This is a genomic window from Pseudomonas sp. B21-019, from assembly GCF_024749225.1.
Classification (GTDB): domain Bacteria; phylum Pseudomonadota; class Gammaproteobacteria; order Pseudomonadales; family Pseudomonadaceae; genus Aquipseudomonas.
The window spans coordinates 449,863-468,085 of sequence record NZ_CP087193.1; the positions used below are offsets into that span (position 1 = coordinate 449,863).

The 18,223-nt window shown below is 62.4% G+C and carries 20 protein-coding genes; all 20 read right to left on the minus strand.

Annotated features, from left to right (window positions below; translation table 11 throughout):
• Positions 1 to 92: 92 nt before the first annotated feature.
• The 20 genes from LOY36_RS02000 to LOY36_RS02095 all read right to left on the minus strand — a co-directional run bounded on the left by LOY36_RS02000 (position 93) and on the right by LOY36_RS02095 (position 18,206).
• On the minus strand, positions 93 to 1,319 hold the full coding sequence (locus tag LOY36_RS02000; RefSeq protein ID WP_019581869.1) for a beta-ketoacyl-ACP synthase: 1,227 nt from the start codon (positions 1,317 to 1,319) through the stop codon (positions 93 to 95).
• Positions 1,319 to 2,047, minus strand: coding sequence for a 3-oxoacyl-ACP reductase FabG (gene fabG, locus LOY36_RS02005; RefSeq protein WP_019650775.1), 729 nt, complete (start codon positions 2,045 to 2,047; stop codon positions 1,319 to 1,321). Before fabG ends, LOY36_RS02000 begins: the two co-directional genes overlap by 1 nt.
• Entirely contained in the window at positions 2,047 to 2,505 is a 459-nt protein-coding gene (locus tag LOY36_RS02010) for a hotdog family protein (protein ID WP_018928602.1), read from the minus strand. The genes fabG and LOY36_RS02010 overlap by 1 nt, the downstream gene beginning before the upstream one ends.
• Positions 2,502 to 3,698: a beta-ketoacyl-[acyl-carrier-protein] synthase family protein gene (locus LOY36_RS02015; RefSeq protein ID WP_258672099.1), complete on the minus strand. Its 1,197-nt coding sequence runs from the start codon at positions 3,696 to 3,698 to the stop codon at positions 2,502 to 2,504. The genes LOY36_RS02010 and LOY36_RS02015 overlap by 4 nt, the downstream gene beginning before the upstream one ends.
• A complete protein-coding gene (locus tag LOY36_RS02020) occupies positions 3,695 to 4,192 on the minus strand; it encodes a DUF3261 domain-containing protein (protein ID WP_018928600.1) in 498 nt (165 codons plus the stop codon). Before LOY36_RS02020 ends, LOY36_RS02015 begins: the two co-directional genes overlap by 4 nt.
• Entirely contained in the window at positions 4,192 to 4,917 is a 726-nt protein-coding gene (locus tag LOY36_RS02025; RefSeq protein WP_258672101.1) for a class I SAM-dependent methyltransferase, read from the minus strand. The genes LOY36_RS02020 and LOY36_RS02025 overlap by 1 nt, the downstream gene beginning before the upstream one ends.
• Entirely contained in the window at positions 4,914 to 6,161 is a 1,248-nt protein-coding gene (locus LOY36_RS02030) for an NAD(P)/FAD-dependent oxidoreductase (protein WP_258672103.1), read from the minus strand. The genes LOY36_RS02025 and LOY36_RS02030 overlap by 4 nt, the downstream gene beginning before the upstream one ends.
• Entirely contained in the window at positions 6,148 to 7,305 is a 1,158-nt protein-coding gene (locus tag LOY36_RS02035; RefSeq protein ID WP_258672105.1) for a sodium:proton antiporter, read from the minus strand. The genes LOY36_RS02030 and LOY36_RS02035 overlap by 14 nt, the downstream gene beginning before the upstream one ends.
• Positions 7,305 to 9,644 (minus strand): MMPL family transporter, encoded by a 2,340-nt coding sequence (locus LOY36_RS02040; RefSeq protein WP_258672107.1) that lies wholly within the window; start codon positions 9,642 to 9,644, stop codon positions 7,305 to 7,307. The genes LOY36_RS02035 and LOY36_RS02040 overlap by 1 nt, the downstream gene beginning before the upstream one ends.
• Positions 9,628 to 10,194 (minus strand): outer membrane lipoprotein carrier protein LolA, encoded by a 567-nt coding sequence (locus LOY36_RS02045; RefSeq protein WP_258674129.1) that lies wholly within the window; start codon positions 10,192 to 10,194, stop codon positions 9,628 to 9,630. Before LOY36_RS02045 ends, LOY36_RS02040 begins: the two co-directional genes overlap by 17 nt.
• A gap of 146 nt (positions 10,195 to 10,340) precedes the next feature.
• Positions 10,341 to 10,766, minus strand: coding sequence for a thioesterase family protein (locus LOY36_RS02050; RefSeq protein ID WP_258672110.1), 426 nt, complete (start codon positions 10,764 to 10,766; stop codon positions 10,341 to 10,343).
• Positions 10,759 to 12,303, minus strand: a complete 1,545-nt coding sequence (hutH, locus tag LOY36_RS02055) for a histidine ammonia-lyase (protein WP_019650767.1) — start codon at positions 12,301 to 12,303, stop codon at positions 10,759 to 10,761. The genes LOY36_RS02050 and hutH overlap by 8 nt, the downstream gene beginning before the upstream one ends.
• Positions 12,284 to 13,231, minus strand: coding sequence for a glycosyl transferase (locus LOY36_RS02060; RefSeq protein WP_019650766.1), 948 nt, complete (start codon positions 13,229 to 13,231; stop codon positions 12,284 to 12,286). The genes hutH and LOY36_RS02060 overlap by 20 nt, the downstream gene beginning before the upstream one ends.
• Positions 13,228 to 13,962, minus strand: coding sequence for a glycosyltransferase family 2 protein (locus LOY36_RS02065; RefSeq protein WP_019650765.1), 735 nt, complete (start codon positions 13,960 to 13,962; stop codon positions 13,228 to 13,230). Before LOY36_RS02065 ends, LOY36_RS02060 begins: the two co-directional genes overlap by 4 nt.
• A complete protein-coding gene (locus LOY36_RS02070; RefSeq protein WP_258672114.1) occupies positions 13,955 to 15,637 on the minus strand; it encodes an acyl-CoA synthetase family protein in 1,683 nt (560 codons plus the stop codon). Before LOY36_RS02070 ends, LOY36_RS02065 begins: the two co-directional genes overlap by 8 nt.
• Complete coding sequence (locus tag LOY36_RS02075; protein ID WP_258672115.1) at positions 15,634 to 16,179, minus strand: hypothetical protein; 546 nt, start codon at positions 16,177 to 16,179, stop codon at positions 15,634 to 15,636. Before LOY36_RS02075 ends, LOY36_RS02070 begins: the two co-directional genes overlap by 4 nt.
• Positions 16,176 to 16,430, minus strand: a complete 255-nt coding sequence (locus LOY36_RS02080) for an acyl carrier protein (protein WP_007936741.1) — start codon at positions 16,428 to 16,430, stop codon at positions 16,176 to 16,178. The genes LOY36_RS02075 and LOY36_RS02080 overlap by 4 nt, the downstream gene beginning before the upstream one ends.
• 9 nt (positions 16,431 to 16,439) lie before the next feature.
• On the minus strand, positions 16,440 to 16,715 hold the full coding sequence (locus LOY36_RS02085; RefSeq protein WP_018928588.1) for a phosphopantetheine-binding protein: 276 nt from the start codon (positions 16,713 to 16,715) through the stop codon (positions 16,440 to 16,442).
• Complete coding sequence (locus LOY36_RS02090; RefSeq protein WP_258672117.1) at positions 16,693 to 17,505, minus strand: 1-acyl-sn-glycerol-3-phosphate acyltransferase; 813 nt, start codon at positions 17,503 to 17,505, stop codon at positions 16,693 to 16,695. The genes LOY36_RS02085 and LOY36_RS02090 overlap by 23 nt, the downstream gene beginning before the upstream one ends.
• Positions 17,481 to 18,206: a beta-ketoacyl synthase chain length factor gene (locus tag LOY36_RS02095; RefSeq protein WP_258672118.1), complete on the minus strand. Its 726-nt coding sequence runs from the start codon at positions 18,204 to 18,206 to the stop codon at positions 17,481 to 17,483. The genes LOY36_RS02090 and LOY36_RS02095 overlap by 25 nt, the downstream gene beginning before the upstream one ends.
• Between the last annotated feature and the right edge of the window lie 17 nt (positions 18,207 to 18,223).

An 18,223-nucleotide genomic window follows, 5' to 3' on the forward strand; every position in this document is an offset into this window, starting at 1 on the left:
AAAGGCGCCCTTTGTCGATTCTGGCGTTACTGAACCTTCGCCAAATCCCCTTTCAGCGCAACCCCGGTAATGATCGCCCCTGCGTGGCTCGTTTACGACCAGCGGCGGAAGATCAACGAGGTGTTGACCCCACCAAATGCGAAGTTGTTGTTCATCACGTACTGGTTGCTCATCTGCCGGAATTCACCGCGCAGGTAATCGAGCTTGCCGCACTGGGGATCGACCTCATCGAGGTTGAAGGTGTGCACGTACAGGTCGCGGTTCATCATTTCGATGCTGAACCAGGACTCCAGCGCGCCGCAGGCTCCCAGGGTGTGGCCGAGGAAGCTCTTCTGCGAGCTGATCGGCATGTGTTCGCCGAACAAACTGTTGGTCGCCAGTGTTTCGGCAATGTCACCCTGTTCTGTCGCTGTACCGTGACCATTTACATAGCCGATGGCGCTTGGGTCGAGCCCGGCGTCTTCCAAAGCCAGCTCCATGGCCCGGCGCATGGTGATCAGCTCGGGGCGGGTGGCATGCTGGCCGTCGGCGTTGCTGCCGAAACCGACGATCTCGGCGTGGATGCGGGCGCCACGCGCCAGGGCGTGTTCGAGCTCTTCGAGTACCAGCATGCCGCCGCCCTCACCGATGACCAGGCCATCGCGGCCGCTGTCGTAAGGGCGCGGGCTGGTTTGCGGGGCATCGTTTTTCAGGCTGGTGGCGTAGAGCGCATCGAACACCATGGCCTCGGTCGGGCACAGCTCTTCGGCGCCGCCGGCGAGCATCAGCGGCAGGCGGCCGAACTTGATCGACTCGTAGGCGTAACCGATGCCCTGGCTACCGCTGGTGCAGGCACTGGAGGTCGGGATCAGTCGGCCGGTGAGGCCGAAGAAGATGCTGATATTCGCTGCCGTGGTGTGCGGCATCATCCGCACGTAGGAGTTGGCGTTCAGGCCTTCGGCCACCGAATTGAGCAACATTTTGCCGAACGCCTTGATCTCGTCGGTGCTGCCGGTGGACGAGCCGCAGGACACGCCCATGCGCCCGTCCTTGATCGACTCATCACCCAGTAGCCCGGCGTCCGCCAGGGCCTGTTCTGCAGCACCGACTGCCAGCCGCGATACCCGGCCCATGCTGCGCAACTGCTTGCGCGTCCAGTGGCCTGGCACCTGGAAGTCGTCGATTGGCCCGGCCAGGCGGGTATTGAGTTCGGTAAAGCGATCCCACTCGTGCATGCGACGAATGCCGCTGCGGTTGGCGGCGAAGTTGGCGGCGATGGTGTCCCAGTCGCTGCCCAGTGAGGTGATGCCGGCCATGCCGGTGACGACGACGCGCTTCATCAGCACAGGCCTCCGTTGACGGCCAGAACCTGCCGGGTGATGTACGAAGCTTCCGCCGACATCAGGAAATTCACTGCACTGGCCACCTCATCCGGGGTGCCCATGCGTTGTGCGGGGATCATTTTCATCAGTTCTTCCACCGGCACGTTTTCATCGAGCATCGCCGTGTCGATCAGGCCGGGTGCGACACAGTTAACCGTGATTTTGCGCTTGCCCAGCTCAATCGCCAACGCCTTGGCCGCGCCGATCAGACCGGCCTTGGAGGCGCTGTAATTGACCTGTCCGCGATTGCCGATCAGCCCGGACACCGAAGTAATGCAGACAATCCGCCCGGCGGCGCGACGACGGATCATCGGCATCATCACCGGGTGCAGCACGTTGTAGAAACCGTCGAGGTTGGTGCGCATCACCACATCCCAATCCTCCTCGCTCAGGGCCGGAAAAGCACCGTCGCGGGTCAGGCCGGCGTTGAGTACCACGCCGTAATAGGCGCCGTGAGTTTCCACGTCGGCTTCAAGGATGGCTTTGCAGCTGGCGCGGTTGCTGACGTCGAATTGCAGGATGCGCGCGTTACGCCCGAGGGCTTCGACTTCGGCTTTGACGGCTTCGGCGTCCGCCAAGCCGTTGCGGCAGTGCAGCACGATGTCATGCCCCGCTCGGGCCAGACGCAATGCGATGGCGCGGCCAATACCACGGCTGGAGCCGGTGACCAGTACGGATTCAGTCATCACTCGACTCCTTGGGATTCATGCAGATATTGAGCGGCTTGAGGCGGGCGGAACACGTTCAACCGGGCGGTCGCGTGGATGCCGGGGGCGGTGATGTGGCATTCGAACACGCCCATGCCGTTGTCGTCTTCCAGCGAGCGTATCCCATGGATGGTCAGCTCGGTGCCGGCAGGGAAGTGTTCCACGTTGCATTCGAATTTGCGGCTGCCGAGCAGGAAGCCCAGTTCCACCGCATTGCCTTTCTGGCGCGCATGGCAGCCAGCGTAAGCGGCGACGCTCTGGGCCATCAACTCGATGCCGACCCAGGCCGGCAGACTGCCGTCGGGGCGATTGAACAGGCCGCCGGGCTTGACGGTGAGTCGGGTATAGATCTGCTCGTCGTCGAACGACAGGATCTGATCGATGAGGATCATGTCGCCGGCATGGGGCAGCAGTTCGGCGAGCGGCCAGGTAATCATGGGGCGTCTCCGATAATCAGGCTGACGTTATTGCCACCAAAGGCAAAGGAATTACTCATCAGGTAGCGGGGTGCAATGGACGTCAGGTGGTCGGTCGGGGTCACCCAATGCAATGCCGGCAACTCGGGGTCGGGCTGCCCGTCCCAGACATGGGGCGGCAGGGCATGCTCGTGGTTATCCGCGCTCAGGCTCAACCAGCAGAACGCCGCTTCCAGGGCGCCAGCGGCGCCGAGGGTATGGCCGGTCATCGGTTTGGTCGATGAGCAAGGCACGCCTTGTGGAAACAGCGCCGTCACAGCCAGGCTTTCCATGGCGTCATTGTGTTGGGTGGCGGTGCCGTGCAGGTTCAGATAGCTGATCTGTTGGGGTTGCAGGCCTGCGCGGCTCAAGGCTTTGTGCATGGCTTGCCGGGCACCACGGCCGGTGGGCTCCGGCGCGGAAATATGGTGTGCATCGGAGCTGGCACCACTGCCGAGCAAAGCAATCGGTTGGCCGCTGCCGGCGGTTTTGCTCATCAGAAACAGCACTGCGGCTTCGCCGATGTTGATACCGTTGCGGTTGGCCGAGAACGGGTTGCAGCGCTGCTCGGACACCGCTTCCAGGGCTGAGAAGCCATTGAGGGTCAGCTTGCACAAACTGTCGACACCACCGCACAACACGGCATCGCACATGCCCAGGTCGAGCAGTCGTTGGGCACTCATCAGAGCGCGGGCGCTGGAGGTGCAGGCGGTGGAGATCACATAGGCCGGGCCGCTCAATTGCAGCCAGTCGGCGAGAAACGTCGCCGGTGCGCCGAGCTCTTGCTGCTGATAGTCATAATCAGCCGGGAAGTGATGTTCGCGGATGTAATGGGCCAGGCCGCGGCTGGCTTCGTCGATGCCTGAGGTGCTGGTGCCCAGAATGACGCCGATACGGTCGCGGCCGTAGGTCTGGATCGCCTGCTCGATGTCTTGGCGAATTTGCAGCGCGGCCTCCAGCAGCAATTGATTGTTGCGACTGCTTTGATGAGCCAACTCAGCCGGAATCGGTGCCAGCTCACCACGCACCGCCGCCACTGGCAACGAGCGCTCCGCGACCCAGCCGGCCTCGTTGCGTATGCCCGAGCAATCGCCGGCAAACAGGTTGCGGGCGACTTCCTGCTTGTCGCGGCCGAGGGCGCAGATTACCCCGAGGGCGTTCAGGTAAGCGGTCATGGTGTGTTCTCGCCTAACGGGGTGACGCGATAATGCGGGCCTTGGGACACGTTCAATTCAAAGCTCGGTGGTTGCGAAAGACTTGGTTGTGAATAGCGGATGTTCCAGCGCGCCGACAACGACCGTTGCCCGTCATGCTGCCGGGCGGCGGGATAGTTGCCGTGCAACTCGCCTTCGGGGGTCAATGCAAACAACAGGGCGGCGAACAGCTCCCGGGCTTCCGGATTGGGTGGTAGCAAACCGTCGGCTTGCCATTGGCCATCGATCAGTTTCTGTCGTGCCACGGGAATCCCCAACGGGTCCATCATCGACCAGCGAATGCCCGGGCCTTCACGCTGGATCACCAGGAGCCAGTCCTGACGCTGCTCGGCCATCTGCCGTTCGATGTGTAGTTGCAGTGGCAACGCCAGGTTCGGGGTTCGCTCGGGCAGCGGCGTCTGGCTGGCACAGGCGCTCAGTAGCAGGACACAACCCAGAAGCAGGAAACGGATCATCAGACACTCTCTTCAAGGGGCTTGCGCGCGACCACATTGACCAGGGTTTCTTCCCGTTGGCCAAAGGGTTTTGGCTGGCGCAAGCCGAAGCGTTCGAGCAGGCCGAAATCCTTGGCGCGACTCCACCACAAGTAAGGGTAAGACACGTTTTTCGGGCCGAATTCAAAACCCTGCCGACGAATCATCTCCAGGTAGCCGGCGGCGCTCTTTTGCACGTGCATCGGATGGCGGAACAACCAGCGAATCACCCACGTATCAATGTAAGCCTCGGTGGACTCGGCGAACAGCAGATAACCGCCCGGCTTGAGCACCCGATAGAACTCGGCCAGGGCCTGATCCTGCTCGACAAGATGATGGAAGGTCTGGTGACAGAACAGCAGATCGACACTGGCGTCCGGCACTTTGATGCTGGCGCAGTCACTGCCGATCAGCTCTACATCAATGCCCTGGCGGACCGCTTCTTCGCCGCTCAGGTTCAGGCTGTGAGGGTCGGCGTCCAGCCCGATCAGGCGCTTGGGCGCGAAGGTCTGGCGCAAGTACTGGAACGACTTGCCCTGGCCGCAACCGGCATCGAGCAATACCGGGTTGTCGGGCAATGGCTCGCTGAACAGGCTGCGCAAATCATTGATCGCCACTCGCAATACATGGTGCTGCCAGGTGTGGCTGCGCAGGAACCAGAAACCGAAACGGGTTTCTTCGACGTAGTTGTCGCTCAAATAACTCATGTCGCATCCTTTGCGCAAAGCTCTGAGATCATCCGCAGTCGACGTTTGGCTTCGCTGACGAACGGGTTGCGTTCATCCCAGGCGTAACCCGCGAGGATCGAGCTGATCATGCGGCGAATATCCTCTGTACCGCCCTGATAGAAAATCACATCCTGAAAAGTCCCTGCGTACCAGCCTTCGACGTAGCAACGGAAGGTGTCGACGCCGCGCTTGAGCGGTTCGGCGAATTCGGTCTGCCAGTCGACGCTTTCACCTTGCAGTTGGCGGTGCAGCACCCCGGCGGCCATGCTCGCCGAACGCATGGCGATGGTCACGCCGGAGGAGAACACCGGGTCGAGAAATTCCGCGGCATTGCCCAATAAGGCGAAGCCAGGGCCATGCAGGGTTTTGACGTTGGCCGAATAACCGCCGATGGTTCGCGCGGGGGTATCCCACACCGCATTGTTCAGCACCCCGGCCAGGCTTGGAGTTTCAGCGATAAAGCCGCGCAGGCAGTCGTCCAGATTCTCGGTGCGGCCTGCGAAGTGTTCGGCGGCGGCCACTACGCCCACCGAGCAACGACCGTTGCTGAACGGGATGGTCCAGAACCAGATGTCGCGCTGGGTCGGATGGGTGGTAATGAGGATTTTTTCCCGTTCGAAAGCCGGGCTGTCGATACAGTCTTCGACGTGGGTGAACACCGCCTGGCGCACCGGAAAGTTCGACGGTGCCTCAAGGTCCAGCAAGCGTGGCAGTACGCGACCGTAGCCGCTGGCATCGAGCACGAAATCGGCCTCGACGCGGTATTGGCTGCCATCTTCGCGAAGCACATCGAGCTGCGGTTTCGCCAAGCTGAAATCAACGCTGACGATGGCTTCGCCGTAACGGACGTCGACTCCCTGCAGTTCAGCCTGGTCGGCCAGCAGCTTGTCAAAGTCGGCGCGCTGGACCTGGAAGGTCGTCGGCTTGCCGTTGCTGAACGTCTCGCCGAAATCGAAGGTGCTGTACTGATCGCCCCAGGCGAATGCCGCACCGTTCTTCAACTGGAAACCGGCCGCATTAACCGCCTCGAGCATGCCGGCTTCTTCGACGAAATCCAGGCAGTGGGACAGCAGGCTTTCACCGATGGAAAACCGCGGGAAATGCTGGCGTTCGATCATCAGCACATCATGGCCTTTGCGCTTGAGCAGCGCGGCGGCGATGGCGCCCGAGGGGCCGGCACCGATCACCACCACCTGACGACGTTCCATTTCAACTGTTGGCACGGGTGCTCCTTGCCGGGGCGGCGATGTTCAAAGGGATTCGGTGCATGCCGGCGAGTGCCGGCAGCAGGGTTGCGACCAGGCCCATCAACATCAGCGCGAAATACAGCTCGGGGCTGATGAGTTGTTGTTGCAGCAGCAGGTTGAGAAAGACGATTTCGCTCAAGCCGCGGATATTCAGTAAAAGGCTTTCCCGCCAGCGGCTGGCGCCTTCAAACGAGACGCCGGCCCAGCCGAGGCCCAGCCAGTTGCCCAACAGCTTGCTGGCGATCGGCAACAACAGGAGCGCGGCCAGTTGCACCCCACCGAGGCTGTCGATGGCGTTGTGCACGTTGATCTGCACGATGCCGAACGTGAGGATCAACGGGATGGCGATCCAGGTCTGCAAACGACTCATCCACGCCGTTGGCAATGGCAGTACCAGCGACACCTTGAGCGCAGCCATGCACAGCAGGTAACCGATGCCGAAAATCAGCGCATTGAGCTTGAAGTGTTCGGCGACCACCAGCAGCGCGAAGAAGCAACCGCTGTGCAGCAACGGTTGGCGCAACCCGAGCAGTCGCAGCAATAACGGCAGACAGGCGCTGGCCAGCGGCAGCAACAGGCTGCTCAGGTGCAGGCTGCCCTGGGCGAACGCGAACAGGGTCCAGCAGGTCAGGTCGATCAATATCGCGGTCTGCACCAGGCGTCGGGTGGCGGCGGGCGGGTAGTTGATGTGTCGCAGGTACAGGTACAACACCGGAATCGCGGTGATGGCGAACAACAGACCGACCGCCAGCGAGCTGATCCACGGCTGTGGCGGCAGTAACCAGACCGCTGTCGCCAGCCCGCAGGCAAATGGAATGCAGAAACTCGGCAGGGCGATTTTCAGGCTCTGGCGATCCAGTCGCAGGTCGATCACGTCGCTGAGAATGTGCCCCAGCAGCAAGGCAAAGCTCAGGCTGTAGAGGTTCTTCAGCCAACCTGGCGAGATCAGGTCGGCACCGCTCAGTTGCCAGCCCGGTTCGATCCAGAAATACATCAGCAGCGGCAGGCCGAAGGTTGCCAGCAACAACTGGCTGACGATCGGAATCAGACCGAAACGTCGACCGACGTGGGTGGCCATGGCGAACAACACCAGGGCCATGACCCAGAACGCCGCAACCATCACGCTGCTGGCTCCGCAACCGGTGCGGTATGGACTTGGCGTCCGGCCCACGGCGCCAGGATGAAGCTGTATGCCAGGCCGAGGCTCACCGACAGGCCGAAGTTGCTCACCGCCGGTGTGCTGGATACCGCCAGCAGGCCAAACGACAACCATGTGGTTGCGGCTGCCAGCATGGTGCCCAACAGGCTCGCGGCGGCACCGCCGATCTGTTCGCGCATGAGGATCGCGTAGTCGACGCTGATGGCTGTCACCAGCAGCAGGCCGAACAGGCTGAACAGCGTCAGCGGCTGACCCAGCCAGCCGAGGCTTGCCAGGCTGCACAACGCCGCCAGCAGCGGCAGGGAGACGATTCGCAGCGCGCCGCCGAGACCGAAGGGCAGGATCAGCACCAGCACGATCAACACGCAGGAGGCGAGTTTCAATTCAGCGGCGCTGATTTGAGTTGCGGCGAATACCTTGTTCAGGTCGCCGAGGCGGTCGACCAGTTGCACACCCGGCAAGTCCAGCGCCTGGACCCGCAACAGCGCTGGATTGTTCAAGCCCTGCAGGCTGACCATCGCGGCCACGCCGTTATCGGTCGGCCCCAGCCACAGGGTGCGATAGGGCTCGGCCAATGGGCCGGCCAGCGCCGCGTCGATGTCTTCGGTGGGCAGCGCCTGTAACTTCACCAGCTCGGCTTGCAGCGCGTCAGCAGGCACGCCAAGGTCGAGCAACGGTTGCCAGAATTGCGGCAGCTTGCCCAGTGCATCACGCACTTTACGCTGTTCGCTCGGCGTACTGACCAGCTGGTTGAGCGACAGGTAGCCCTGGAGTTTTTCCAGATTGACCAACTGATCCAGACGCTCGCTCAGTGCCGTCAGGCGTTCGAGCAACTCCTGCTGATTGGCCGCGCGCACCAGGAAGAACTGGCTGGTGGGTTGATGGCCGGTGACGCGCGCAATGGTCTGCGCCTCGTCCGTCAGTTGTTGCGGTGCGCCGATCCATTGGCGAATGTCGTTTTTGGTCTGCAGCTGCAACAGACCGCCGACACAGAAGGCGATCAGCAGCGCCAGCAGCACCGGCGTGCGTACGTATTTGAGCAGCGATTCACGCAGCGCCAGCAAAGACTCGGCAATGCGCATCGGCCATTGCGCCGGACGCAGTTGCACGCCCTTGAGCAGCGCCGGCAGCAGACACACCGCCGACAGATAAGCGCCGAGCAGGCCGGCGGCGGAGAACACGGCAATCTGGGTCAGGGCCGGGAACGGCGTCCAGGCCAGGGCCAGGTAGCCGATGCAACTGGTGATCAGGCTCAGCGTCAGTCCCGGCAGGGTCAGGCGCAACGCCGGCCAGCTGTGCCAGGGTTTCAGGCTCCAGCTTTTCGACAGGTAATGCAGTGGGTAATCCACCGCCACGCCGATCAGGCTTGAGCCCAGCACCAGCGTCATCACATGCATCTGACCGAACAGCGCCACGCAGGCCACCGCGCCGAACAGCATGCCCACCAGCACCGGGACGAACGCCAGCACCACCCGCCAACGCCGGAAGGCCAGCAACAGCAGCAACAGAATCCCCATCGTGGCGCCGCCGCCGACCCAAGTAATCTCGCGTGCGGCTTGCCGTTGACCGCTGGCGGCATACAGCAGGCCGCTGGCAGCGAGCAGTTGTACATCCGCCTGGGCGGCTTCTTCGCGACTGTGCTGGAGCAGGTCGGCCACTTGCAGCGGCAGGTTCATGTCGAATGCGTTGCCGACGGTTCGCGCCCGCAGCATCACCCAGCTCTTGCCGTCGGCATCGGCGACCAGCACGCCGCTGCCGATGTCCAACTGCACCGAGCCGCGCTGTGGCTGGCTGTTCTGGATGCGCCCGGTCAGGCCGAGCCAGTCATCCTGGCTCGGCACCAGGCTGAACCCGGTGAAGGGATCGAACAGGGCTTGCACCCGTTGCTGGATAAAGGCGTCGGGGTGCTCGATGAGTTGCTGGCGGTCGGCCGCGGACAGCATCGCCAGTCGGCCTTGCAGCAATTGCGTGCGCAGCGCCGGCAAGTCGGCTTGCAGGTTCCACTGGACCTTTTCGAACACGCCGCTGGCCTGCCACTGCTCACCGATTTTTTGCGCCATGGCGATGGCTTGCTGACGGTTTTTATGGCCGACCAGCACCAGCATTTCCCGGTTCAGCGGTTCTTGCATGCGTTGTTCGGCGCGCAGTTCCAGCGCGTCCGGCGCGGTACCTGGCACCAGTTCCATCAGGTTGGCGGACAGTGGAGCGCCATCGCGCCACTGCCAACCGGCAAGCGCGAGCACCGCCAGCAGCAGGATCAGAAACAGCCGTGGCAGCGTCCGTTCACTCGGCAAAGTCATGTTGCTCCGCATCGCTCAAAGGTTGGGCGCTGGTGCTGTCCTGCATGCGCAACAGGGTTCGGTCACCCTGGGTTTCGAGCAGCTCGATGTTGTGCACCAGTTCGCCGCCGTCAATGTTGATCTGATTGAACACCTGCTTGAGCAGCATCGAACGCGGGGTCAGGGTCAGTTTCCAGTTCTGCGCATCGCCGCTCAGCGACAGCTCGAAATCCCGTTGCAGGCCACTGCTGTCGCCTTGCAGCACGGCGAGGAACAAACGGTTCTGTTCGGCGCCGGCACTCTTGTTCGGCAGCATTTGCCAGCCGCTGGCATCCCGCCGGGCAATGCCCTTGTCGCTGATGCGGTAGTCCTGTTGCAGCGGTGTTTTCAGCAGCCAGAGCAAGCCGTGACTCTTCGCCAGAACGAAGGTGCCCTTGCTGGTCAGCGGCTGGGGCAGGGCACGCAGGTGTTTTTCCTGGATGAAGTTGCCGTGGATCACATCGGGTTTGGCCAGTTGATCGCTCAGTTGCTGCAGATCGAAGGCCTGGGCCAACGAAGAAAAGCCCAGCATCAATATCAAGCTCACACCAATCCCGTAGCAGCTGCCGAGCCTGCGAGGCTGCGTCCGGCGGCGAAGCCGTCGTTCAGGCATATCCGGTGGCGACTGCTGCGCAGTCGAACGCAGGCTTCGCCAGCTGCTACAAAGGAATCGCAAATTCATGGCAGCACCCCTTCAACCGCGTCGGTAAACACCTTGGGCGAAGCCAACTGCATTTCGCGGCTGCTCATGTCGACGGCAACCTGCACTGAAACAGCGCGGGTCAGACGTTCGCCGGTTGCTAGATCGCTGATCAGGTAATTGATCTTCAGTCGGTTCTCCCATTCCACCAGGCTGGCGCGCACATTCAGCTTCTGGCCGAACACGGCGCCGCGCACATAGCGCAACTGCAAATCGATCACCGGCCATGCGTAACCCGACGCAACCATGGCGTCGTAGTTGTGGCCGATCCTGTCCAGCAGCGCACAGCGGGCGACTTCCAGGTATTTGACGTAATGGCCGTGCCAGACCACGTTCATGGTGTCGACGTCAAAGAACGGGACGAGGATTTCCGTATCGGTGTGAAGCACTCCCTTGCTACGCATGCAGCCTCCAGTGTTGCTCGGCGATGCGTTGCAGGCACAGGCGCAATTCGCCTTCCAGGGCACGGTCTTCGATGACTGGCGGGAAGTCCTTGGCCAATTCTTCGTGCATCGCGGCCAGGGCCGGCGGCAGTGGGCGCGCGTCTTCAGCCTGGCCGCGCAGCCACACGCCTTGATTGGCGGCCAGCAGCGTGGCGGCGGCAACCTGTTCGGTCAGCTCCAGCACGCGGATGGCGTCGCGGGCGGCGATGGTGCCCATGCTGACTTTGTCCTGGTTGTGGCACTCGGTGGAGCGCGAGAAGACGCTGGCCGGCATGGTGTTTTTCAGGGCTTCGGCGGTCCAGGCGCTGGTGCCGATCTGCACGGCCTTGAAGCCGTGGTTGAGCATCGCACGGTCGGCAGTGGCGCCGGACAGGTTGCTCGGCAAGCCATGGTTGTAGCGTTCGTCCACCAGCAGCGCGAGCTGACGGTCGAGCAAGTCGGCGACGTTGGCCACCAGGTTTTTCAGGCTGTCCATGGCGAACGCGATGTGGCCGCCGTAGAAGTGCCCGCCGTGCAGCACGCGTTCGGCTTCAGCGTCGATGATCGGGTTGTCGTTGGCGCTGTTGAGTTCGATCTCGATGAACGAGCGCAGCCAGTTCAGGCTGTCGGCCAGCACACCGAGCACGTGTGGCGCGCAACGCAGGGAGTAACGATCTTGCAGGCGATGCAGCGGCGCGGTCGGCGCGTCGATCGCCAGATCCTTGCGCAACCACGCGGCGACTTGCATCTGCCCTGGATGGGGTTTGGCGGCGAACAGGCGCTCGTCGAAGTGCTCCGGGTTGCCCTGCAAAGCGACCACGTTCAGCGCGGTGATGCGCGTGGCCAGCTGCAGCAGGTAATCGGCACGGGCGTAAGCCAGGCACGCAAGGCCGGTCATCACGGCGGTGCCGTTCATCAACGCCAGGGCTTCCTTGGGGCGCAATACCAGCGGCTGCCAACCCAGTTCGCGGTGCACATCGGCAGCTTGTCGGCGTTCGCCGCGGAACATCACTTCGCGCTCGCCGGACAAGGTTGCGGCGACGTAGGACAGCGGCGTCAGATCACCGCTGGCGCCCACGGAACCTTCTTCCGGAATCAGCGGCAGGATGTCGTGTTCGAGGAACGCTTGCAGGCGCTCCAGCAATTCCACGCGTACCCCGGACACGCCCTGGCACAGCGACTGCAAACGCGCCGCCAGCACCGCGCGGGTGGCCTGGGCGTCGAGCAGTTTGCCCAGGCCGCAGCCGTGGAACGTGTACAGATGACGGGGCAACGCCTCGACGTGATGCAGCGGCACCGCCACCACGCAGGAATCGCCATAACCGGTGGTCACGCCATAGATCACACCTTCCTTGTCCAGCAGGGAGTCAAGGAACTGCGGGCCCTTGGCAATGCGCTGGCGAAACTCGGGGTCGCCCTGCAACTGCGTTGGCACCTGACGGTTAGCCAGGGCCAGCACGTCTTCGATGCACAAAGGGAGTTCGCCGAAGGTTACCGGCTCAAGCGTTGGCGTCGTCATCGGTCTTCCAGAAAGGGTAAAAGTTGAACCATTGTTGGGGCGCTTCGAGGCAATAGTGACCCAGACGTTCGGCGTAGCGGGAGGCCCACTGATGAATGACCTGTTCGCGCTCGCTGCGTTTCCATACCACCGCCTCGGTGAACGGTTCGAGGGTCAGTCGATAGTCGCCCGTGGGTTTCTTCAGGCACAGCAGCAGATTGACCGGGCATTTCAGCAGACCGGCCAATAGCCAAGGGCCCTGAGGGAAGGCTGCCTGATGACCGAGAAAGTCCACCGTCACGCTACGCCCGCCATGCAGCGGTACGCGGTCGCCGGCAATTGCCAGCCACTCGCCGCGCTCCAGGCGCTCATGCAGTTGCAGCATGATCACCGGGTCGAGCTCGCTGACCTGGATCAGCCGCAGATTGGTTGCCCCGGCTTCGCCCAGCAGGCGGTTGAACTGCTCGGCGTGCTTGGTGTGCACCAGCACGTTCATGGTGACTTTCTCGCCGATCTCGGCCAGTGCCCGGCAAACCTCGAGATTGCCCAGATGCGTGCCCACCAGCATCTGCCCGCGTGTGCCGCGCAGTTTATTGCGCAGCAGCGCCGGGTCGATGATTTCGATCTGCTCGATGCTCAGCTTGCCGTTCCACACGTCGAGTTTGTCGAGCATGGAATCGGCGAAGGCCATGAACTGGCCGAACACCCGCCAATGGGTCGGACGCAATTCGCTGCGCCCGCTCCAGTCGGCGAGCCGCTGCTGGTATTGCCAGGCGCTTTGGCGGGCGCTGCGTCCGAACAGGAAAAAGTACAGCACGATGCCGTACAGCAGTGGGCTCAGCAGGCGTCGGCCCAGGACCTTTGCGCAGAATGCGGTGAACTTCATCAGCCAGAAACTGCCACGCTCCTGGCGATCGGCCCAGTGCTGTTTGTCTACGTTGTCGCTCATGCTCGCCACCGTCGCCAGAGGATCACCGGTGCCCGCAGCAACATGCCGAAGAACAGCCGGGTGTGCATGCTCGTAATCAGTACGTTGTCGTAGAACAGACGGAAATGTGAAACGCCATCCAGCGGGTAATGGACCCTGGTTTTCAGCCATTGCATCGGCAGATTGCGCCAGGCCAGGCGCACCAGGATGTCGGAGTCGAAGTCCATGCGCTTGCCGATTCTGGCCGAGTCGATCAGTGCCAGGGTTGGCGGTAATGGATAGACACGGAAGCCGCACATCGAGTCGCGAATCTGCAGCGACAGGGTGTTGATCCAGACCATGACGTGAGTCAGGTAGCGCGCGTACAAACGACCTTTCGGCACGCTGGCGTCGTATTGCGGATAGCCACAGATCACCGCCCCAGGATGGTTGCGTGAGTATTCGATGAAGACTTTGACGTCTTGCAGGTCGTGCTGGCCGTCGGCGTCTACCTGCAGGGCATGGCTGAAACCCAGGCGCGAAGCTTCCCGCAGACCGGTCATCACTGCGCCGCCCTTGCCCTGATTGACGGTGAGCCGGATCAGATAAACCCGGTCGCGCTGCGCCAGTTGGTCGAGTACCTTGGCGCAGGCGGGGCTGCTGGCATCGTCCACCAGAATGCATGGCAGGTCACAGGCAAGCAGCGCATCGACCACGGCAGTGATTGCGGTTTCGTGGTTGTAGACCGGGATTACGGCGCAGGGGTTATGCATCGCCGGTAGCCTCCAGCAAAATCCGCCCGCTGGAGCAGGTGGCGGTTTCGTTGCGATAGGCGAAATACAATTTGCCGCGCGCCGGGTCGAAGCGCAGGTGCAACTGGATTTCATCGCCAGGGCGTACCAGTTGCTGGAATTTCAGCACTTCCATGCCGGCGAACTTTGCCGGCAGGTCCATCAATTGCTGGCCCAGGCTCATTGCCCACTCCACTTGCACCACGCCGGGCAATACCGGGGCCCGGGGAAAGTGTCCGCTGAAATACGCCAGGTCCGGCGGGACGGCCAGTTGCAGGCTCCACTCACCATCGGCTTCGACCTGCTCCAGCACTTGCGGCGCCTTTGGGCGGGGCGCCAGCAGCAAGGCTTCAACCTCAGCCTGGGGCAGTTTGCCCTGCGCGTTCAGCGGCAACTGCCGCAACAGGCGCCAGCGTCGTGGCAGGGCCAGCGTTTCACAGTGCTGGCTCAGATGCTGACGCAACGCTTGCGTGAGGCTGCGTCGTCCCTGATTGCGCAACGCGTGCATACCTCGCTCGCTGAGCACCAGCAGCGCCCCCAATGAGGCGCGGTTTTCCTGAACCACTCCCAGGCGGGCTTCGGCGACCCAGGCGTGCGCCATCAGCGCGTGTTCGAGCATGGGTAGCGAGATACGTTTTTCTTCCAGTTTGACGATCCGGTCCAGCCGCCCCAACAGCTCGAAACGGCCGTCGGCGGCGATGCGCGCGGCATCGGCGGTGTGTTCGATATGACCTGCCGGCAGGTATGGCGATGCGATAAGCAGGGCGCCATCGCTGTCCTGGCTCAGCTCCACGCCGGCGAAGGGCTGCCAGAGAGCCTGACCCTGACGCCAGGCGATGCCACCGGTTTCCGAGCTGCCGAGGATCTCGGTCGGCCATTGTTGCAGGCGTTCGTAAAGGCTTTGCGAGGCTTCGGCGGGTAACGCGCCACCGGAGGAGAACACTCGGCGCACTGCGCTCAGCGCTGGCCAGTCGAGGTTGTCGCCCATGCGCTTGAGCAATGCCGGGCTGGCGACCCAGGCGAAGGCCGGGTGTTCACGGCTGGCGCGTTGCAAGTCTTCCGGGAAAGCCAGTTGCTTGCGCACGAACGAACGCCCGGCGCACAGCGGCCACAGCACCCGAAACAGCAAGCCGTAGATGTGCTGGGTGGCGACGCTGCCGATGATGCAGGCTTCGCCCAGATCTGCGCCCCACAATTGCTCCAGCGCTTCGACTTCATTGGCCAGTTGGCGCAGGGTTTTGTCGATGCGCTTGGGTTCGCCGCTGGAGCCGGAGGTGCACAGGCTCAGCTGACAACGATCCAGGTCCAGCGGGTGGGCTGGCAGCGGCGGATGCCGATAATCGCTCAGGTGTGCATCGTCGGCCTGATCGGTCAGCCACAGATCGACCTCGGTCGACCAGCGCTGGCGCGTCTGCGCTTGCAGGTCGGCGGGCAGCAGTACGCTGACCCCGGCACGCCAGGCGCCGAGCAGGGCAATGGCCAGGTCGGCGGCGTCTTCAAGGTGCACGGCGATGCGCTGCACACCCTGGGCTTGCAGGCCGGCAGCCAGGCTCAGGGCCCGGTCGCACAATTGCGCGTGATTCAACGCCGGCTCCGCCGTCACGGCACGCTCCGGCTGAGCCTTGAGCAGCAGTTGCTCAAGTTTTATCCAATTCATGGGTGGCCTCGTACCCGTTGTCGTATCAGCCATTCAATGGCAAACATCAGGCCGATCAATCCATAGGAGATCAGGCCGGTGTACAACATCCACCAGCTCAGCGGCGCCCAAAGGGTCAGGGCGGCGGCGCACAAACCGTTGCAAAGAAAAAACACGCTCCAGGCAATGGTCACCTGGCGGGTGTAGCGAATGGCCCTGGGCGGTAATTCCGGTTCTCGCAGGCGGGCCAGGCGTTCGACCATCGGCGGGCCGTATTTCAGGCTAAGACCGAACAGCACCAGCATGAACGCGCTGATCAGCACTGGGTACCAGCGCAGCAGCACCGGGCTGTCGAACGCTGCCAGCAGCAGGCAGAACGCGATGGCGACCGTGGACATCCACAGGCTGCCGGGGCGCCGTTCGCCGGTCAGCGCTCGCGCCAGCCACAGGCTGCCCAGCAGCAGACCGAACTGCCACGGGGCAAAATGCTCCATGCCGAAATACACCGCAAAGGGGTACAGCAGGCCTGCGAGCAGCAGGCCAAGGCCGATCAGTCGGCTCATGCGGCGGGCTGAACCAGACGGTAGACCGCCTCGACCACGTCGCTGACGGTACGCACCGATTTGAATTCTTCGGCGGCGATTTTCTTGCCGGTCTGGCGTTTGATGTGATCGATCAGGTCGACCGCATCGATGCTGTCGATTTCCAGATCCTGGTACAGGTTGGATTCCAGGCTGATGCGCTCGGGGTCCAGCTCGAAGAGTTCGACCAGAGCATCGCGCAGGGTGTTGAAAATATCGTCACGAGTTTGCATGGTCCGGTCTCAAGCTGCCTGTTTTGCAGTGACGAACGCCGCAAGGCTCGCCACGTTGCTGAAGTGATTACGGGTGTCCTTGGCGTCGGCATCGATTTTGATACCGTACTTTTTCTGGATCGCCAGGCCGAGTTCCAGTGCGTCTACCGAGTCCAGGCCCAGGCCTTCGCCGAACAGCGTCTGGTTGTCGCCGATGTCGTCGACGCTGATGTCTTCGAGGCCCAGGGCTTCGATGATCAGCTCTTTGATTTCCTGCATCAGGCTAACGGTGTTCTGATCGCTCATCTTCGGCGAGCTCCTTGATAAAGTAAGAATGCAAATAGTCGTTGAGCTTTCGCGAGGCCTGGGGTGCAGGGCCTTGCGTAGCGAAGGCCTGTGGGTCTATATCGGCCCCGACGCGAAAACTGAAGTGCACGCGGCGTTTGGGGATCCGATACCAGGGTTCGGCCTTGGTCAATGTGGTCGGGTTGACCTTGATAATCACCGGGGTGAGGATTCTCGCACCGCGCAGCGCGATTGCCGCCGCCCCCCGATGAAAGGCCGGCGGTTGGCCGGGTCGGGTCCGGGTGCCCTCGGGAAAGATGATCAGGGTCTGACCGCTTTTCAGCGCATCGGCAGCGGCGTCGAGCATGTCCATGCTGCCATCGTTGCTGATGTATTCGGTACAGCGTAGCGGACCGCGAGTGAACGGGTTTTCCCAGAGGCTTTTCTTGACCACGCAGTTGGCGTGGCGCACCAGGCCGATCAAAAACACCACATCGATCAGCGAGGGGTGGTTGGCGACGATCATTTGGCCTGGGCGCCCGAGCTTTTCCGCCCCCTGAATGTCATAGGTCAGCACGCCACTGCGTGCCATGAACTGAATGAAAAACCAGAAACACCGACTGACCGTATGTCGCGCGCGCTGACGATGGACCTGAGCGTCTCCTGGCAGGCAGTTCAACAGCGGGAACACCACCAGTCGCAGGCACAGGCTGCTCAACCCGAACAGGGTAAAGCTTGCGGCGGTGGCCAGCAGGCGCCAGTAGTAGGCGTCGCGGTTTTTATCGGTTACGGGTTGCGTTGCCAGGTCCATACACGATTTTTCCAGACATGTTGGCAGGTAGTCTGCTGGCCGAGCAGCGTATGCAACAGATTCAGGGCATGGGGCCAGCGGGCTTTGGACAACGTGTGCGGGGCGCTGTTCAGCGACAGTTGCCACTGATTGCCGGGGGTGATCAACAGGCCGACTGCGTAAGGGAATGGCACATCATCGATCCAGGCCGAGTAGGCGGCGGGCGGTTGCTCTTCGGTGACGATCAGCAGTACCGCGGGCGCGCCTTCCTCAAGCAGCGCCGCGGCCTCTAGCATGCCGTGTTCAAGGCCATCGCCGGCGGCGGCGAGGGCGGTCATTTCGCTGGTTTCGCCACGCATGATCGACCACAGGCCGATGACCGCGTTGTGCACCGAGAGGCTGAACTGGGTGGGCGATAACGGTTGGTCGGTCGCCAGATCGCTGAGAATTTCGAAGGTGCGCGGGGTTTCGCCGTGGCGAGAAATAAAGACCAACGGTAAATCCGGATGACCATCGGCCAAGGGCCAGCCGACACTGAACGCCATCCGCGCCAGACGGCTGAGTCTCCGACGCTGCATGGCCGGCAGAAACGACACATCCGGGGCGGCATCGCTGGGCTCGAGCACGACCGGTTGTCGGCTCCAGGCCTGCCAATCATCCACGCTTTCAAGCCCAGGGGCCCAAGCGCGCCATTGGGCGATGTTGAAGTTGATCACAGACATTCATCCCGCCCCTGCGG

What these genes read in the sequence shown, in the direction of transcription:
- LOY36_RS02000 (WP_019581869.1), bottom strand. Translation starts at nt 1,319, where the DNA reads ATGAAGCGCGTCGTCGTCACCGGCATGGCCGGCATCACCTCACTGGGC.
- fabG (WP_019650775.1), bottom strand. Translation starts at nt 2,047, where the DNA reads ATGACTGAATCCGTACTGGTCACCGGCTCCAGCCGTGGTATTGGCCGC.
- LOY36_RS02010 (WP_018928602.1), bottom strand. Translation starts at nt 2,505, where the DNA reads ATGATTACCTGGCCGCTCGCCGAACTGCTGCCCCATGCCGGCGACATG.
- LOY36_RS02015 (WP_258672099.1), bottom strand. Translation starts at nt 3,698, where the DNA reads ATGACCGCTTACCTGAACGCCCTCGGGGTAATCTGCGCCCTCGGCCGC.
- LOY36_RS02020 (WP_018928600.1), bottom strand. Translation starts at nt 4,192, where the DNA reads ATGATCCGTTTCCTGCTTCTGGGTTGTGTCCTGCTACTGAGCGCCTGT.
- LOY36_RS02025 (WP_258672101.1), bottom strand. Translation starts at nt 4,917, where the DNA reads ATGAGTTATTTGAGCGACAACTACGTCGAAGAAACCCGTTTCGGTTTC.
- LOY36_RS02035 (WP_258672105.1), bottom strand. Translation starts at nt 7,305, where the DNA reads ATGGTTGCGGCGTTCTGGGTCATGGCCCTGGTGTTGTTCGCCATGGCC.
- LOY36_RS02040 (WP_258672107.1), bottom strand. Translation starts at nt 9,644, where the DNA reads ATGACTTTGCCGAGTGAACGGACGCTGCCACGGCTGTTTCTGATCCTG.
- LOY36_RS02045 (WP_258674129.1), bottom strand. Translation starts at nt 10,194, where the DNA reads ATGCTGGGCTTTTCTTCGTTGGCCCAGGCCTTCGATCTGCAGCAACTG.
- LOY36_RS02050 (WP_258672110.1), bottom strand. Translation starts at nt 10,766, where the DNA reads ATGCGTAGCAAGGGAGTGCTTCACACCGATACGGAAATCCTCGTCCCG.
- hutH (WP_019650767.1), bottom strand. Translation starts at nt 12,303, where the DNA reads ATGACGACGCCAACGCTTGAGCCGGTAACCTTCGGCGAACTCCCTTTG.
- LOY36_RS02060 (WP_019650766.1), bottom strand. Translation starts at nt 13,231, where the DNA reads ATGAGCGACAACGTAGACAAACAGCACTGGGCCGATCGCCAGGAGCGT.
- LOY36_RS02065 (WP_019650765.1), bottom strand. Translation starts at nt 13,962, where the DNA reads ATGCATAACCCCTGCGCCGTAATCCCGGTCTACAACCACGAAACCGCA.
- LOY36_RS02070 (WP_258672114.1), bottom strand. Translation starts at nt 15,637, where the DNA reads ATGAATTGGATAAAACTTGAGCAACTGCTGCTCAAGGCTCAGCCGGAG.
- LOY36_RS02075 (WP_258672115.1), bottom strand. Translation starts at nt 16,179, where the DNA reads ATGAGCCGACTGATCGGCCTTGGCCTGCTGCTCGCAGGCCTGCTGTAC.
- LOY36_RS02080 (WP_007936741.1), bottom strand. Translation starts at nt 16,430, where the DNA reads ATGCAAACTCGTGACGATATTTTCAACACCCTGCGCGATGCTCTGGTC.
- LOY36_RS02085 (WP_018928588.1), bottom strand. Translation starts at nt 16,715, where the DNA reads ATGAGCGATCAGAACACCGTTAGCCTGATGCAGGAAATCAAAGAGCTG.
- LOY36_RS02090 (WP_258672117.1), bottom strand. Translation starts at nt 17,505, where the DNA reads ATGGACCTGGCAACGCAACCCGTAACCGATAAAAACCGCGACGCCTAC.
- LOY36_RS02095 (WP_258672118.1), bottom strand. Translation starts at nt 18,206, where the DNA reads ATGTCTGTGATCAACTTCAACATCGCCCAATGGCGCGCTTGGGCCCCT.